This is a genomic window from Bradyrhizobium sp. 2S1, from assembly GCF_011516625.5.
GTDB classification, from domain to species: Bacteria; Pseudomonadota; Alphaproteobacteria; order Rhizobiales; family Xanthobacteraceae; genus Bradyrhizobium; species Bradyrhizobium septentrionale.
Genome location: NZ_CP147717.1, coordinates 4,998,138 through 5,013,751 on the forward strand (window position 1 = coordinate 4,998,138; position 15,614 = coordinate 5,013,751).

10 protein-coding genes and 5 pseudogenes are annotated in these 15,614 nt (G+C 59.0%); 3 read left to right on the forward strand and 12 right to left on the reverse strand.

Annotated features, from left to right (window positions below):
• Positions 1-529: 529 nt before the first annotated feature.
• A pseudogene (locus HAP54_RS23625) lies at positions 530-1,237 on the forward strand (transposase); the annotation flags it as partial.
• Between the two features lie 10 nt (positions 1,238-1,247).
• Here HAP54_RS23625 and HAP54_RS23630 read toward each other — a convergent pair.
• Complete coding sequence (locus HAP54_RS23630) at positions 1,248-2,594, reverse strand: IS5 family transposase (protein ID WP_166297067.1); 1,347 nt, start codon at positions 2,592-2,594, stop codon at positions 1,248-1,250.
• Positions 2,595-2,755: 161 nt separating this feature from the next.
• Between HAP54_RS23630 and HAP54_RS23635 the strand changes: the two are divergent.
• A pseudogene (locus HAP54_RS23635) lies at positions 2,756-3,043 on the forward strand (integrase core domain-containing protein); the annotation flags it as partial.
• Between the two features lie 313 nt (positions 3,044-3,356).
• Here the strand turns inward: HAP54_RS23635 and HAP54_RS23640 are convergent.
• The 8 genes and pseudogenes from HAP54_RS23640 to HAP54_RS23675 all read right to left on the reverse strand — a co-directional run bounded on the left by HAP54_RS23640 (position 3,357) and on the right by HAP54_RS23675 (position 12,310).
• Positions 3,357-5,729, reverse strand: coding sequence for an LPS-assembly protein LptD (locus HAP54_RS23640; RefSeq protein ID WP_224741812.1), 2,373 nt, complete (start codon positions 5,727-5,729; stop codon positions 3,357-3,359).
• A gap of 417 nt (positions 5,730-6,146) precedes the next feature.
• Positions 6,147-7,481, reverse strand: a complete 1,335-nt coding sequence (locus HAP54_RS23645; protein ID WP_166202952.1) for an IS1182 family transposase — start codon at positions 7,479-7,481, stop codon at positions 6,147-6,149.
• A gap of 518 nt (positions 7,482-7,999) precedes the next feature.
• Positions 8,000-8,638 (reverse strand): hypothetical protein, encoded by a 639-nt coding sequence (locus HAP54_RS23650; RefSeq protein WP_156929088.1) that lies wholly within the window; start codon positions 8,636-8,638, stop codon positions 8,000-8,002.
• Positions 8,639-9,185: 547 nt separating this feature from the next.
• A pseudogene (locus tag HAP54_RS23655) lies at positions 9,186-9,461 on the reverse strand (transposase); the annotation flags it as partial.
• A 497-nt stretch (positions 9,462-9,958) separates the two neighbouring features.
• A complete protein-coding gene (locus HAP54_RS23660; RefSeq protein ID WP_248114463.1) occupies positions 9,959-10,306 on the reverse strand; it encodes a hypothetical protein in 348 nt (115 codons plus the stop codon).
• 511 nt (positions 10,307-10,817) lie between these two features.
• The gene (locus HAP54_RS23665) at positions 10,818-11,195 is read right to left on the reverse strand and encodes a hypothetical protein (RefSeq protein ID WP_029084862.1); all 378 of its coding nucleotides are present in this window, start codon (positions 11,193-11,195) and stop codon (positions 10,818-10,820) included.
• Positions 11,196-11,464: 269 nt separating this feature from the next.
• Positions 11,465-11,677: a hypothetical protein gene (locus HAP54_RS23670; RefSeq protein ID WP_029084861.1), complete on the reverse strand. Its 213-nt coding sequence runs from the start codon at positions 11,675-11,677 to the stop codon at positions 11,465-11,467.
• Between the two features lie 495 nt (positions 11,678-12,172).
• Positions 12,173-12,310, reverse strand: a complete 138-nt coding sequence (locus HAP54_RS23675; RefSeq protein ID WP_224742087.1) for a hypothetical protein — start codon at positions 12,308-12,310, stop codon at positions 12,173-12,175.
• Between the two features lie 45 nt (positions 12,311-12,355).
• On the opposite strand from HAP54_RS23675, the pseudogene HAP54_RS23680 reads away from it, so the two are divergent.
• A pseudogene (locus tag HAP54_RS23680) lies at positions 12,356-12,859 on the forward strand (IS66 family transposase zinc-finger binding domain-containing protein); the annotation flags it as partial.
• Between the two features lie 276 nt (positions 12,860-13,135).
• Here HAP54_RS23680 and HAP54_RS23685 read toward each other — a convergent pair.
• From HAP54_RS23685 to HAP54_RS23695, 3 genes and pseudogenes are all read right to left on the reverse strand, one after another.
• Entirely contained in the window at positions 13,136-13,555 is a 420-nt protein-coding gene (locus HAP54_RS23685; RefSeq protein WP_339156894.1) for an avidin/streptavidin family protein, read from the reverse strand.
• Positions 13,452-14,510: an outer membrane beta-barrel protein gene (locus HAP54_RS23690; protein ID WP_312022820.1), complete on the reverse strand. Its 1,059-nt coding sequence runs from the start codon at positions 14,508-14,510 to the stop codon at positions 13,452-13,454. The genes HAP54_RS23685 and HAP54_RS23690 overlap by 104 nt, the downstream gene beginning before the upstream one ends.
• 164 nt (positions 14,511-14,674) lie before the next feature.
• A pseudogene (locus tag HAP54_RS23695) lies at positions 14,675-15,550 on the reverse strand (IS3 family transposase); the annotation flags it as partial.
• Between the last annotated feature and the right edge of the window lie 64 nt (positions 15,551-15,614).

Consider the following 15,614-nt stretch of genomic DNA (forward strand, 5'->3'; position numbering starts at 1 on the left):
GCTCAGCGAGCGGGACGGCCTACCATTTCTGGCAGGTGCCTCGGAGGTCTTTTGTGGCAGATAAGACACAAAGCAACCATCGGCAAAAGGCAGATTTCCGGAAATTGTTGAACAGACCAACCTGGAACTAGAACGGCCTCGACGAGCTTTAGGAATCACCGTCATGGTGGGTTCCGCTTTGAAAGGTGTGCATCAACGCACGTCGTCCAAAATCGGTTGTATGGTTCTCCTATTTCGGATCACATGGATCCGACGATGTCTCAAGAAATCTGGAAACTGACGCACTACGTGGCATCGATCTGCTATTGGCTGCCCAGAAAATGCTCAACCCACCTGAATCTGGACCAACCAATATGGCTCAACTCTGATCCGTAACAGCTACGGCCAGAGTACCGGAGCGATGTTCACGAACAACGCAAGCAACAGCTGCGACGGCAATAGACCCTGTTCGCCGTCAGGGCCTGTGAGACAAACAGAGGGATTTTGCGGGGGGAGGATTTCTGGTTCATCGTAGCCACCAGGAGCGAAGATGAAGCAGAAATCCGGACCGGGCAAGGCTCGGCAGAACAAGTTCTAACGGACATTAGGCGACAGACCCGCCGGCGTTATTCGGAGGAGGAGAAGATCCGCATGGTGCTGGAAGGGTTGCGTGACAAGGCGAACATCTCCGAGCTCTGCCGCCGAGAAGGCATTGCGGCCTCGATGTATTACGGCTGGTCCAAGGAGTTCCTCAAACCCGGTAAGCGCCGCTTGACCGACGGCACGGCGCGAGCTGCGACCTCCCGGCGAGGTGAAAGACCTCCGCCGGGAGGCTACCGCGTTGAAGGAGGCCGTAGCCGATCTGATCCTAGAGAACCGTCTGCTCAAAAAAGCATGAACGGGCCCTATCGGTGAATGCTTCGCATTCACCTGTCGGGTGACAGATGAGACGAGGCATGAGGTATCCCGCCTCCGAGAAGGCCGAGATCATCCAGCTGGTCGAGCAATCGCATCTTCCGGCCAAGCGCGACCGTGCTTGACGACTTCTCGCACTACATCGTGGCTGGAGGCTTGGCCGACCATGTGCGCTTCCGACGTCACGGCCACGCTCGACCAGGCACTCGCTGCATCCGGCCTTGACCACATCGCCGTCGCGCACCGGCCAAGGCTTCTCAGCGACAATGGTTCGAGTTACGTGGCGGACGATCTGGCCAAGTGGCTCGACCAGAAGGGCATGCAGCATGTGCGCGGTGCTCCGTAGTCGTCGGTTAAGAAGCCGATTTGAGTGGTGTGCGGTGGCTGGTGACTGAGAAGAAGGCAGCCAGGAAGAGGTACCAAAGAGCCCTTAGCCAGGCGAGGATGCGGCGGAAGTTGTAACCGACGGCGGAGAGGATGACGTTGGCGGCATCGCCGGCGCGGCCTTTGAGGTAGCAGCGGCCGAGGTGTCCGTCAGCCTTCAAATGGCCGATCACGGGCTCGATAGCGGAGCGGCGCCGCAGCTGGCGCTTGATAGTGCCGAAGACGCCGCGCTTCTGGCCGGAGATGAAGACGCGGCGCGGGTTCTGTGCGTCATGGCCGCGGTATCCCTTGTCGACAAAGGCGCACTGGATCGCGCAGCCGGTGAGTGTCTCGGTTCGGTCGATGACGTCCCGCAGGGTGTGACCGTCGTAAGGGTTATCGGGCAGCGCCTTGGCGTGCAGCACGAACTGGCCGCCGGGAGCAGGCCGGTTGTTGGTGACGATGGAAGCCTTCACGCCGAACTCGTAAGGCGCGCTGGCCTTGCCCTTGCCGATGCACTCCACCTCGGGGGCATGGAAGGAATACAGCTTCCAGCCGCGCTGGCGCTGCTGCTGCGAGCGGATCTGCGTGGCCCGGCTCAACGGGAGTGCGAACGCCTCTTCGAGCGCATCCTGGCCTTCGATCTTGCGGCGGATGTCGCGGATGATCCGGCCCAGGCGGCTGCGCAGGATGCGCAACTGCCGCTGGTGCCGCTTGAACTGTTTGGCATGGGCGTAGCGTCCCGCCATCATCGCGGTGGCCTTGGCGATCCGAGAATAGGATTGCCGCAGCCGCACTCCGTGCTTCCTCGCTAGGCGGTTGAGCCCCTGGATCGCCGCATGCAGCAGCTTGGCATCGGTCGGAAAGGTGATGGCCTTCGGCTGCACCGTGGTGTCGACCGTGACCCGCTCAAGGTCCTTGCCGCGTAACGCGCCGACGTCGTGCGCCACCCGCAGGCTCTCGGCCAATAGCAGTTCCAGTCTGTCGCCGAGCCGCTTGCGCCAATGGCTCAGGTCCGAGCGCTCGTGCGGGAATGCGTGCTGGAAGAACTCTTCGCCAGTGAAGTACTGGAAATACGGGTCGTGGACCCAGCGTTCGCATACCCCCTCATCGGACAGCCCGTAAATGTGCTTGAGCAACAACAGCCCGATCACGAAGCGGGTCTCAATCCCCGGCCGGCCGTTCTCGCTGTAGAGCGGCGCGATCTCGCCGTCGATCCAGTCCCAATCGATCTTGCCGGTGAGCCGGACCAGCTCGTGCTTCAGATTGATGATCTGGTCGAGCCGCGCCCGGAAAAAATCGTTCGCTCCCGTCGTTTTGTGCTTCTTCGGCCGCATCGTGCCCTCCGATGCGGACAGGGAATCATGCTTCGCCCGTCGAGGGAATCTCGAAAACGAAATTGCAAGCTTCCGATGCACAAAACACCAAAACCTTGCAATCTCAGAACGTCATTCCAGCCAAATTACGATTCCAGATCAGTCGCCTGGAAGCTTCTTAACGGGCGACTCCGTACCATCCCCAGACCCAGGGAAAGATCGAGCGCTGGCATCAGACACTGAAGAACTGCATTCTGCTTGACAACTACTACCTGCCTGGTGATCTCGAACGGCAGATATCGGCCTTCGTCGAACACTACAATCAAGTTCGCTATCATGAGAGCATCGACAACCTCACACCAGCCGATGTATATATCGGCAGAGCCAAGGCGATCCTCGCAGCGCGAAGATGCATCAAGCGCGACACCATCGCAAACCGCCGCTTGCAGCATCAACTGCAGGCTGCTTAGACTCTAACCCCTGATGAGCCAGAGCCTCCCTTCTCGAAACGCCTGATCAGTCTCAAATCATCTGACAACGGACACACAGCATGATGTGTCTTGCTGGCGCTATTCCAGAGTTCAGCGATCCTGCCAGGGCTGCACATAATTGCTTTCTGACGGCAGCTTCAAGCAGCTCGGGCCGGTGAAGCGTGCGAGCGAGGTGTGGCGCGGAGTAACAGATATGCCAACTATCTCGATTCAGGCTGTGTTTCCGTGAAGAAGCAGTGTGCTTTACCAGGCCACATTGTGAACTGTTCCTCTTTAGCAGTAACGCCGTTGCTCAAAAACTGACCGAATTTACCCCGATCGTTCGTAGACCGATAGTGAGCAGGTATGTATTGTTCAGCACGGGCGGTGCCGAACCAACAGAGTAATTGTAGGAACTTACGTATTTTGCTGCCAGCACGAAGCAGTCGTCCACATAGCCCGCGCCGAACGCGTACTGGTTGATTTTGTTCGCTTCAAGGTCCCAGCGCGCAGCGCCCTGAACCACCCAGTTCGACGCCACCTTGACCGATCCGCTGGTGAGAATGCCTTCGCGGCGCGTCAGGTAGCCGAGTTCCGGCTGCGCTGCATAATCGCCGTAGGTCACGGCGACCGACCAGCGGTCGAAATTCGCGCTCGCCGTGGCCTCGAACCGGTTGATGTTCCAGGTTGTCTCATCCATCCGCGAGCGCACGCTGAACGTATAGGTGCGGTTCGGCGAATAGGCGACGCTCGCGACATAATCCGAGCGCGGGTTCTGCAGGCCGGAGTCGACACCGGTGTTGGTCATGTCGGTGACCGCGAACGAATTCAGCCCGAACATCTGGTAGGACTGTCCGAACATCGTCTTGACGCTGCCGCCGCGATCGAACTGCGTGGTGGCCTGCACGCCGACATTGGCGCGGCCGCCGCCCTCGACGCGGTCGTAGCCGGAGAACTTGTCGACCGCGAACAGGTTGCTGGTGTCGAATAGAAAACTTTGTGCGTCCTCGTTCGGAAGCTTGCCGGCATTGGGTTCGTCGGGCCGGATAATGACCTGCGCAATCGGCTCGACGGTGGTCGTGCCCCACGGCTGCACATTGATGAACGGGTAGCGGTATTCGAAGCCGACGGTCGGCATCATGCGGATCGTCTGGGTGTCGCCGACCGGCAGGAAGTTGGAAACGCCCGGCTGATTCGAGACGTCGGCATTGATGGCGTCGGCGCGGATGCTGGCGAACGGCGTCCAGATCTGGCCGAGCGGGTCGGTGTAGGACTTGCGCCACTGCGCCTCGGCCGTCAGCCTGGTGTAGGTGCCCGGCATGCCGCGCAGCAGGCACTGCGACGGCGTCCGGGCCAGCGGATCGGCGGACGTCAAACTGCACAGGCCAGCGGTGTTGGCGATCGTCGTGATCGGATCGAACACCGCGGTTTCGCGGGTCAGGTTGACGAAGTTCATCTTGTAGCTGACTTCGCCACCCAGGACCGGGCGGTTGATCACGTTGTTGTAGTCGATGACGGGGGCGACCACGGGCACCTGGTTCTGGTTGCCCGAGTAGCTGAGGTAGTAGATCGCGCGCGCGTCAAAGTAGCTGCGGTTGCCGACACCGGTCAGATAGAGCTGCGAGATCGCCTCGGTGGGCAGCGACAGGAACGATCCGAACGGGTCCTTGTACTGGGCGAGCCGGTAGTCGGACATGAAGAAGTAGTCGGACAGCACCACGCCGTCCCAGCCCCAGACCCATTTGTCGTTCAGCGCGAACTGCCCCTTGGTGTCGACGCCCCAGCGGAACTGGCGATCGCCGGGCTGGCCGGCAAACTGGCCTTGATCGAGCTGGTCGATGCCGTAGAGCCGGATCTGATAGGAGCCGTCCGCCAAGCGCTGGCGGAATTCGCTCTGGAACAGCACGCCCTGCTTCGACGTGATGCGCGGATTGAAGGTGGCGTCCATGTCAGGCGCGATCGCCCAATAATAGGGGATTTCGACGCCGTAGCCGAACGCCGTGTACGAGGTGAAGCCCGGCATCAGGAAGCCGCTCTTGCGCTTCACGGTCGGATCGGGCGTCGAGAAATAGGGCAGATACGCCATCGGAACGCCGAAGAATTCGAGCTGGGCGTTCTCGAAATAGAGCATCTTCTCGGTCTGGTCATGGATGATGCGCGCGCCCTTGACCTGCCAGAGCGGCGGCTTCTTCGGATCATCCTTACAGGGCGCGCAGGCGGTATAAACGCCGTAGTCGAACACCGCGTAATTGCCGCTGGACCGATCGGCGCGGGTCGCCGCCATCCGGGTCTGGTCTTCGGTATCGACGCGCAGCGAATCGACGAAACCGTCGCGGTAGTCGTCGCTGAGATCCATGATGTTGGCGTAGGTGATCTTGCCTTCCGCATCGGTCATGCGGATGTTGCCTTCGGCATGAAGACGCTTGGTCTTCTGGTCGTAGATGACCTTGTCGGCCTCCACGCTGGTGCCGTTGTAGAACATCTGCACGTTGCCGACGGCCGAGATGCGGCTGTTGTTGTAGTCGTAATCGACCTCGGTCGCCTGAACGAGCATGTGGTTGCCGCCGAGCACCTTCGGCCGGGTAGCTCGCGATTGGTGCTCATTGTAGATGAAGGCTTGCGCCCATGCTTTCGCAGGCGCAACAACGCCGCAAGCAGTCGCAATAACACCCGCGATGGTAAGCATTAAGATTCGGCGCGAGCGATCACGCATATCCACTCCACGAACTCAGTAAGGCGCACCTGCCCACCGGGAGAAGCACCGCAGAATCCCAGCTAAATCGCGCCGTACGACCCACGCGACAGCTCCATCAAAGCACTAGTTTGAATCAATCGGATGAGGTCCCATCTGAACCGTAAAAGGGGCTGCGAACCGTCATCGACATAACGGAATACGTCGCATCTGAAGCAATCGACGTGCCATTGCATCTTTGGTGACGTTGGCGAACCCTGAAGTCATACGTGGGGTTCGCGACATTGACGTCTCAGATCGGACGCGGATCGCGCGACAACAACATGAATCGTCCATGGTGACGATTCTCGAAGCTCTAGGAGCCCGTCCAGATATGTTTTCGTGACGGGCATTTGTTGTAGAGTAGCAGGCTCAGGCTGCGTTTGCGAGGTTGAACAGCTTGAGGAGGTTATGGACGGTGCAGATCATTGTCCACTCGGCGCGCACTTTCTCGATGCCCCGCAACAGGAACTGGCGGAAGCCTCTTGCCTGTTTGATCTGCCCGAACACCGGCTCCACCACTTGCTTTCGCAATCGGTAGGGTGTTTCGAAGCCGCCATCGTCGATCTTCTTTCGCATGGCCTGTGTCAGCGGGCCGCCGACTTTTCCGTTCGCTACTGTCGGGTGCTTGGCGCGTCCGGGCGCGACATAGCCATCGATGCTGCGTGTGTCGAGCGCTTCGAGATTGGCTTCGCTGCAGTAGCCGGAATCCGCTGAGGCCTGCCGCGGCTTGCGGCCAAGATTGCTCTCGATGGCCTCGATCAGGGGCACCAACTGGCCCTGATCGCTGCCGTGCTGGGTCAGTTCTTGCGCGACAATGATCTGGGCATGTGCATCGACGGCCGCCTGGGCATTATAGGCCTGAACGAAGCCATCCTTCGACTTCATGATGCGGCTTTCCGGATCGGTGAAGTTGCGTTGCGCCTTGGGATTGGGTTCCTCCGATGGCAGCGCCGCCGGTTTGCCCGGCTTCTTGCGGCCTTCGGCCTGGCGCTGCTGTTCCTTTTCGGCCTCGATGCGGCGCTCTTCCTCCGCCGCCAGTTTGGCGTCCGCTTCCAGCGCCGCCATCGCTTGCTGGATCTTCGCCAGCCGTTTCTGCTTGTCGACGGTCCAGTCCGGCAGTTCGTCGCTGTTGCCGAAAGTCTCATCCTCCGAGGCATCCGCCGCCTCGGCGGCCGCCAGCATGCGAGCGACCTCGGCCTTCAATTCCGCCTCGCGCTTCTTCATGCGCTCATAACTCATCGCCTTGTGTTTCGACGCGTTCGCCTTGATCTTCGTACCATCCAGCGCGACATGACCGAGCTTGACCAGCCCGGCCGTCTCGCACAACTTCAGAACCTGCACGAATAGCGCGCCGAGCGCCTTCAAATGTCGCTTGCGAAAGTCGCTGATCGTCCGAAAATCCGGCGCATCCAGCGCCACGATCATCACAAAATCGTTCCGCTCCCGGCAGGCCTTGGCAATCCGACGCGACGAATACAGCCCACTCGCATAGCTATGCAGCAGCAGCGCCACCATCATCCGCGGATCAAACGGCGGCTGCCCAAGCCCGCTCACATAGCTGCCCATGATCTCCCTGAGATCGAGGCTCTCCCGCACCAGATCAACCATAAACCGCGAGACATGGCCTTTCGGCACGAAGTCCTGCACATTCGGCGGCAGAAGCAGCGTCTGATCGATGTTCCAAGGCCGAAAATACTTGCTCATCGCCCAATGTTGAATCAGACCCGACCAGATTTGAACAGCGACTATCCAGACAAGCTCCTAGTCAGCGAAATCACCGCTGCCATACCGCGATCTCGGCCAGCGTTACGCGGCCCGTAAGCGATATGAACTACAAGGCGCGTGCTGTGCGAGTTACGGGCCTTAATCACCCCCCAAAGGCGGTCGCGCCGGGGCGGCCATACCGGCAGCTCCTTCAGCACGCCGTCAGGTCGGGCCAGACGACCTTGTTCTCGTTGAGCATGTGTTCTCCCTCAGCGAACCTTGTGAATTTCCGTCCGTCCTCTGGCCGGACTTACTTCTATGAAAATGGCCAATTAGATCGCCGCGTTCTTGGCGGCCAAGAAAGCAATTGGTGGTTCCAGCACCGGTATTGCGCCTGCCACGGGATCTGTGCTGCTTCACTTTGGACGCCAGAGCGTTCCCATCACGCAACAGCAAGCATTACCCCCGTCTTTCGTCGCAGAAGCTCCCCTGGAAACGGTGTTCCAACCAGCCTGAACTCAATAAAGGTCAAGACCCTGATAATGAGCGGCTATCACTATTGGAGCGCCTCCACCATCCTTCGCAAGCAGACAACGGCTCATAATGCCATTCGTAGCCTTGGCGGCCCAGTCATCCGCAATGGATCGTTCGACGTCTACGCGAGGAAGTCCTCTGCCAGGATCGGCAGCCTCTTTGACGAAAGCGTCAGCCAACGAATTCCGGAATCCGGAGATTGTTTCCGTGTCCGAGGGCGGGATCGCGCACACCACAGCGTTATTTTCTGCATCCATATACACCTGAGGTCCAAAGGCATTGCGGCTGGCATTGAAGGCCATGATCAGGGTGTAGGTGATCTTGGTGCCGTTGGATGATGTAAATGTATGGTCTCCGACAGAAGCGGGAGTGGATAGGACAAAATTGGTTAGGCCATCCGGATAGAGTTTCGGACGCTGCTGCCCGACAACTCCTATTCCAGCAAATTTGGCAATTTCATCCTCCGCGCAGTGGTTTAGAATGTGACGAGTGCAGTTTGGTTGCTCATTGCTGCGCCGGGGCTCAGTCCAATGGCCAAGACACGGGAGTGATGGAAGGCTGACGGTACCCAGCGGAGCATTGGCCCGATCGATACAGAAAAGGTCCATGACGGGCTTGGTCAACACAGGACGTCGTTTCGACTGTCTGTAATCCAAAATGTACAGCGCAAGGAACTTTGCTCGCGAACTCGCCGGACTACGGTCATCCAGGTCGGTGGCCGGACCACCAGGTATGCTGGCCACCAACATGGACGCGGCGGCGAGCAATAAGAATCCCAAATACAGGTGCTGCGAACATTGGTATCGTGGAATCGGCGTATGTACTAGCATAGCTAAGGAATCCACCGCCGGTGGTGGCTAGGCGATCGTCGGCAATTAGTCGCTCCCCTCGCCGGTGGCTCAGATGTCGACGCCCCAAAAACTGCCAAGGTCTCTGTTTCTCTCGGGAGCAAAAACGACGCCGTATGTGAGCGTCACCACATGATCGACGCCCCGAAACCCGGGTGGCGACGCCGTGAACAAAAGCAAGCGCCGTGCCTCTTGCACGATGCAGATTTTGCGAATTCTTCGTGGTATGTGCGTGCCTTCGAGACATCGACACTTGTCTCGAACCTGACAAATTCGGTGCCAGTGCGTCGGAATACGTGCACCGGCGACTGCGAAAGCACGCTATGTCGCTTCCTTCGCGAAGAAGGCTGCGGCCTTTTTTAGGAGATCCCGCTCGGCCTTCAGCTTGGCGACCTCACGGCGCAGCCGTTCGATCTCCTGCTGCTCCGGCTTCATCAGCCCGTGGCCGGAAAAGGCCTGCACCGGGTCTTCACCCATTTGCGCAGAACATTCTCATGAACATCGAGGTCGTGGCCGGCTTGCGCCGCCGACACCCCACGCTGCCTGACCAGCTTGACCGCCTCGATCTTGACTCGCGACTGAACTTCCGTCTCTTCATCGCGCACCTCCGGCTTCATGAAACACCTAATCTCGGTGTCCATCAAACCGGCAGCAGCTCACCTCGGCAAAGTAGTCGGAGGCGAGCCGGAAGGTGAGAGCACGACCTGCGGCGGCCCTTGGATCCAACTCTGGTTCGGTCAACCAACGCTGAAGGGTGTCGAGCCCTCCGGCCCGCCAAGCGTGAGAACGTCACTCTTCCTAAAGATAAATCAAGAGTGTCACGTATGCAGCGACCTCAAGTTGCGTGTCTAAGTCTTGTGATTCCAGCCAGCGGCTGATTGCTTCTAAAGAAGACATGGCTTTAGCTCTGCTTCCTCGCAGTCGCGCTTAGAATCCTCGCGACTGGCAAAAGGTGGGGTTGACCGCGATTCGGCTCAGAGAACGCTGCGCTGGTCAACTACAAGAATCTCCAGGTGACGGAAATCAAACCTGGCGAAGCTATCCTTCCTTCCAGACGATCGATTCCATGAAACCTGCATCGTGGAACCTATGGGCTTATGACCGATTTTGGTGTGTTTTTTCAATCGAACTTATAGGAAAGAACGTACCCCAGCGTTCCATGCTGTACTTCGCAAGTACGGTCGGTTCACCGCAGCCGCTGCACAAAGAGTTGCTTCGCCTGTTGGTCCCCATCGCCCAGTAGCGGCCACCGACGCCGACGCTGAAGTTCCTGGTGACGAAGTAGGACAAGACGCCTTCAACTTGGACGCCTCGGCCCCCATTGCCCCGTTGTTCATCAAATATGGTCTCGTCGCGCAAGAGATGATTGTCACGCCCCTTGAAATCGGTCCACGGCAGGTAAGCGACGTCAGCGTTCAGACGGGTCAGCCAGATCGCCGACAACCTGGTGGATGTCGTCGCACACCGGGCATTCATAGGTGCGGATTTGAAGACCCCAGCGGCCGGGCGTGATGCGTGCCAGCGACATTGCGGTTAGACATGCCGGGCATAGTCGCCCGAAATGGTAGGCCATGGTTGCGCGCCTTAACTCAGGCGGGAGCACGATACTCTCGGTCACCGATTATTGCCGTTGATGGTGCGGTGATTGGGCAAGGCTCGCATGTCCGGTCGCCGACTTGCTGGTCAAAAGAAAACATATTGGCAAAGGTTAATGACGGCTGCCAACCAGCAGAACGGATGGCGTCCTAATGGAAATTGATGGGACAGAACGTCCAATACTGGGAACATCGGCTAAGCCTTGGTTTCTGTTTGCTTAATCCAAAACAGGCCACTCACAAACTCAAATTAGGTACTTGCAATGGGGCGGGAATGAGGGCCTGCAGATAGCTCTGGATGCGCCACAGTTGTGAACCCTCGCAAGGGTTATGGAATACTAGCGCCGTCCGAGATTGGGTCATTGTCCAAAGCTACCGAGCTCATAGCAAGCCCAAGCCCAAGACCTAGCGCCGGGAACAACTCGGCTCGCGGCTGCTGCCATACCGGCAACCTTGCAGTCTGACATCGTCGCCATGTAGCCCTCAAGGATCGTTATTTTACTATCCTCCTGCTGCACGTAGGCAACGACGCCTAATACGCCCGATAAGCCTCGTTGTAGGGTAGTGTCGTGGCAGACATAGGACGCGGAATAGCCGGGCTTCACGGTTGCGGCCTTGATCGCTAACTCACCAATCCTCCGACACTCATCTAAGGTCTCTGATGGTCGAGCAGTGATGTTGATGGTGGCCAGAATGCTAAGATGCGTCGAGGCGACAATGTTGATGAGCGGTGGCATGCCGGCTGACTTCGAAGTCATTACTGCGTAATTCCGTTGAGCGCATCAAGCCATCGAAGATTAATGGGGCTGGCCATTGCGCCGGCCTTTCATTTTGGCTGATTTCTCCGCCTTCGTTTCTGGTCCGATCACTTGTGCCTTGTCTGTCGGTCCGGACGTACAGCCGCAATGCTGTGCAAGCCGCATTAACGACAGGTACGGCCGCGTCTGCGATGAGAATACTATAACTTCGAGAATACTATAACTTCGAGCGGCTGCTGGATTCATACTCATGAACGCTTCTCCTCATCGGCCGCGTCGCAAATGATCGTAAGCAGCCTAAAGAGCGTAAGCGGAGGTATGCGCATGAGTTCTGTACTCGTCATCGCGAACTCGTCAGGGCCTCCGCGCTCGCGGATGGTCTCGCGAAGTGCGGCGAGCTTGTTAGGATCGGCAGAACGAATAGCAGCCTCGAAGGCTGGTATGAATTTGAGCCTGTCCATTTCAACAGCCTCCTAAGCGTTCGTGAACGCTGGCCCACGAAGTGACCTTTCGTTTTGGCGGAGGCCTAGTCACTTAGAGCTTCGCGATGCGGCAAGCAACTCGCGTGCCAGACAAGTCACCATGCAAGAGAGAGGAGGAAGAGCACCCAGCACTATGAAAAAGCGCGGGCGGCTGCTGACGACCGCCCGCGCGAAGTTGCGGTATGAGGGCTTGGCCCTCACGAGGTCAATCAACAAGCGACCAAGCCATGCATGGCAAAACGGTCACGCCTGCAAAACAGAGCGCTTTCACACCTCGTGCACCCTAGCTACCGGAACGATGTGGCGGCTTGCGGACTGCAATGTCATGAACCGGACGCGGCCGAACGAGATGAAACGTGCAGCGCTTAATGGCGCCGGGGTCGCGTGATGCGGGTCGATCGCGTCATCGTGTATGGCTATCAGCGCCGGGCTCCAAGCCGAGCCTTCGCAACTTCTCCTCTGCGAGAGGGCAGTTTAGCATTGCGGGCTTTGCGCCGCAGTTTGCAATATGGTCATCCTCGCCGCTTCTGACGGGTCGGCGACTGCAACCGCGTAAGTTATGTGCTTGAATTCCTCATCGTCGGCGCCTTCCTTGAAGACGGCGACGGTCACTATCCAACCGTCCATGTTGCCGCGCTCCCGAAGCCATCGCCTGTGGAGCGGTTGCGTCTGGAGCGGTTGCAGCGCTACGCGCCTAGGAGCGAAGCTCAAGGACCGTATCGTCAATGAAGCCGAGCAGACCGCCGTTAAGGACGGCGCGGAAGACGGCGATGTTAGCCGGCGGGGATTCCGGATACAGGGTTGCCTGAGGGCGAGAAGCCCGAGCCGAAGAAGCGCGACCGCAAGCCGCTGCCGGCCGATCTGCCGCGCCAGCGCATCGAACATGACCTGCCCGAGGACCAAAAGGCCTGTCCGTGCTGCCGGAGCCGGATGCATCGGATGGGCGAGAACGTCGCCGAGCAGCTGCGCATCGAGGTGAAGGCGACGGTGCTGCGGCATGTGCGGTTCAAGTATGCGCGCCGCCACTGCGAGCGGACCGCACCGAATAGCCCGATGGTGACTGTGCCGATGCCGGCGCAGCCCTTGCCCGGCAGCGTCGCCACGCCTTCAACGCTGGCGCTCGTGCTCGCCAACAAGTACGTCGACGGCACGCCGCTATATTGACTGGCAGACGCGCTGGCGCGCGCCAATGTCAGCATCAGGCGCGGCGGGAGGGAGATGGCGTACTCTGAAATGCGATCAGACGGAGGCAAGCGAGCCGATAGAACCGTAGTGTTTGGGCCCCTCCAAGCCGAGCGCCCGGAATTGAATGGACGAGCGCCAGTACCATCATAGATGAAGAAAGTCTCACGCGCGGGCCTATGCACGTGCGCGAGACTGCTTGGCTCGAGCCGCAAATAGTGGCCGCTCGCCTACGTCGACTTGGCAAGCTGGCCATCATTTGCGCTTCTTCGTATTTGAGAGCTTCTCTCCCGCGTCGCCTTTCGCCGCAGTTGCATCAGCAGACACCAATTTTGACTTGTCGCCGCTACCGAACGTGAAAGTGTCGGCGCCTGCGCTGATGCCATTCCATGCCACCGCCTCGGCGAGTGAAAGCAACCAAAGCCCTTGAAATCCCGATGCCGCATTAAGCTGTCCTGTCCAAACAGTGGTTGAGCTGCAACCTTCGAAGTTGACAGCAAAGCTTATCGCCGTTCCGTTGTGGTTCTGGACGAGCCAGCCTGTCATCGCCTGAGGCACGCCTTCGTCGCAGCTATTGGTTGCGTTGTTCGTATAGGTGCCGGAAATCGCGCCGGTGCTCTGGTCGTAGCTGCTGACCGCCAGGGTTGAGCCGTACTGGTTGCTCCATGTCCAAATGGGTTGCGCCTCTGCCGCTGTCGCCAGTATCAACCCGAGGCAGGCAGACGCGATCCACTCGATTAATTTCCAATTTGCTAGACGCATTGTAGACTCCATTTACTGGTAACTCCACGGCCTTCTGGCCGCCGTCGTATGGTAGGGCTGCGCCGATGGTCCAATACGCGCTCTCGCTGGGACTCAATATCTCACAGCCCCCAGCGCCACCCCAGCGGTAGTTCACGCGGATCAAACCGATATCAACGTCCTGACCAATACGCGCGGTCCCTGCAAAAGCGCCCGCTGGACCGCCCACAAGCCCGGTTGAAAAGAAGAAGTCCGCATCCCGATGAGCCGTGAACAAGTGATCGTACTCAACGCCAATTGACCAGTTCCGAGCGAAGTCGAATTCAAGGCCCGTGCCTACGGCGCCGCCCCACCGGGTCTCGCTGCCGTTATCGACGTTCATCCCCGTTGTGAAATCGAAGACCCGGTACTTGTTGCGGACGACCGGAGCGCCACTTTTCACATAGAGCAGCATGTTATTCCAAGTGTAGCCAACCTGGCCCGTGAACAGGCCGAAGGCATCGATCTTGGTGCCATCCTGGACGCCGACGAAAGCGAGATTGGAGTTGGAGCCGCTGAGATTGGGCCAGTTACCCTGCGCCGCCAGGTCAAACACCGAGTTGGCTATTTGCCGGCCGTAGCCGATTTGGCCACCGAACGTGCCACCGGTTGCATTGTGGCAACCCATGCCACGAGGTGGAGCAAAGACCAAGCCGGCGGCGTTGGCTACGTCCCAGCACTGATGCGCGGTGCTACCGGCGCCATTGATGCCGATGTAGAAGCCGGTCCAATCAAAGATCGGAATCACTATCGGAGAAGCTTTGGCGTAAGGCCGCGCGGCTAGATCTGCGGAGGCGGCAGGAGCGGTCAACGCGATCAGGGCTACCGTGCCGAGCAAGACGTTCTTCATGCGAAACGACTCCGCGATCGTTCATCGGGAACGCGTGCCATAGCTACATCCTCTCGATCAATAACCAAGCTCAATAGTTGACTAAGGGCGCAAGACATCCAGCTGAGCTGGCTCCGGTTGTCTGAACAGATTTTCCGCGTCGATAAGTGGAGCCTCTGCCATGGTTAGGCTGCCAAGCGGAGTGGCAGCGGGTTGAAGTAGGCTTGATCGGGGGTGACGCCGTCAAGGCTCGAATGCGGGCGCCGACCGTTGTAGAAGTCGAGGTATCGGCCGATCGACGCGAGGGCCTCGCTGACGCTGTCATAGGCCCGCAGATACACCTCCTCGTATTTGACGCTGCGCCATAGCCGTTCGACAAACACGTTGTCCCGCCAGGCTCCCTTGCCGTCCATGCTGATCGCAATGCCGTTGTCGGCGAGCACGCCGTTAAAAGCCTGTCCGGTGAACTGCGAGCCCTGATCCGTATTGAAGACGTCCGGCTTGCCGTGACGAGCCAGGGCATCCTGAAGCGTCGCGACACAGAACGCCGCCTCCATGGTGATCGATACGCGCCACGACAGCACGCGGCGGCTGAACCAGTCGAGCACAACCGCCAGATAGACGAAGCCTCGCGCCATCGGGATGTAGGTGATGTCCATCGCCCACACCTGGTTCGGCCGCGTGATCTCCATCCCGCGCAGCAGGTACGGGTAGATCTTGTGGCCCGGCTCGGGCTTTGTCGTGCGTGGACGGCGATAGAGCGCTTCTATCCCCATCCGCCGCATCAACGTCTTCACATGCCGACGGCCGATCTTGCACCCATCGGCAGCCAGCAGCCCTCGCAACATGCGAGAGCCGGCAAAAGGGAACTCCAGATGCAGCCGGTCGAGGCGCTGCATGATCGCAAGGTCGGCGTCCGGCACCGGCCGCGGCAGGTAGTACACGCTGCCGCGGCTGATGTTCAAAGCCTCCGCCTGCCTGGTGATCGACAGCTCGTGCTCACGGTCGATCATCGCTTTGCGCTCAGCAATCCCGCCTTGGTGAGCGCTCCTTCTAAAAAACTATGCGCGGCGATGCGCTCCCCCTGTGGGATAGAAACGGACCGGCGCTAGTACCTACTGTTCT

Bases quoted from the DNA above. Each gene is read 5' to 3' on its own strand.
- HAP54_RS23645 (WP_166202952.1), bottom strand. From the start codon at position 7,481: ATGAGCAAGTATTTTCGGCCTTGGAACATCGATCAGACGCTGCTTCTG.
- HAP54_RS23690 (WP_312022820.1), bottom strand. From the start codon at position 14,510: ATGAAGAACGTCTTGCTCGGCACGGTAGCCCTGATCGCGTTGACCGCT.
- HAP54_RS23665 (WP_029084862.1), bottom strand. From the start codon at position 11,195: ATGCCACCGCTCATCAACATTGTCGCCTCGACGCATCTTAGCATTCTG.
- HAP54_RS23670 (WP_029084861.1), bottom strand. From the start codon at position 11,677: ATGGACAGGCTCAAATTCATACCAGCCTTCGAGGCTGCTATTCGTTCT.
- HAP54_RS23630 (WP_166297067.1), bottom strand. From the start codon at position 2,594: ATGCGGCCGAAGAAGCACAAAACGACGGGAGCGAACGATTTTTTCCGG.
- HAP54_RS23640 (WP_224741812.1), bottom strand. From the start codon at position 5,729: ATGCTTACCATCGCGGGTGTTATTGCGACTGCTTGCGGCGTTGTTGCG.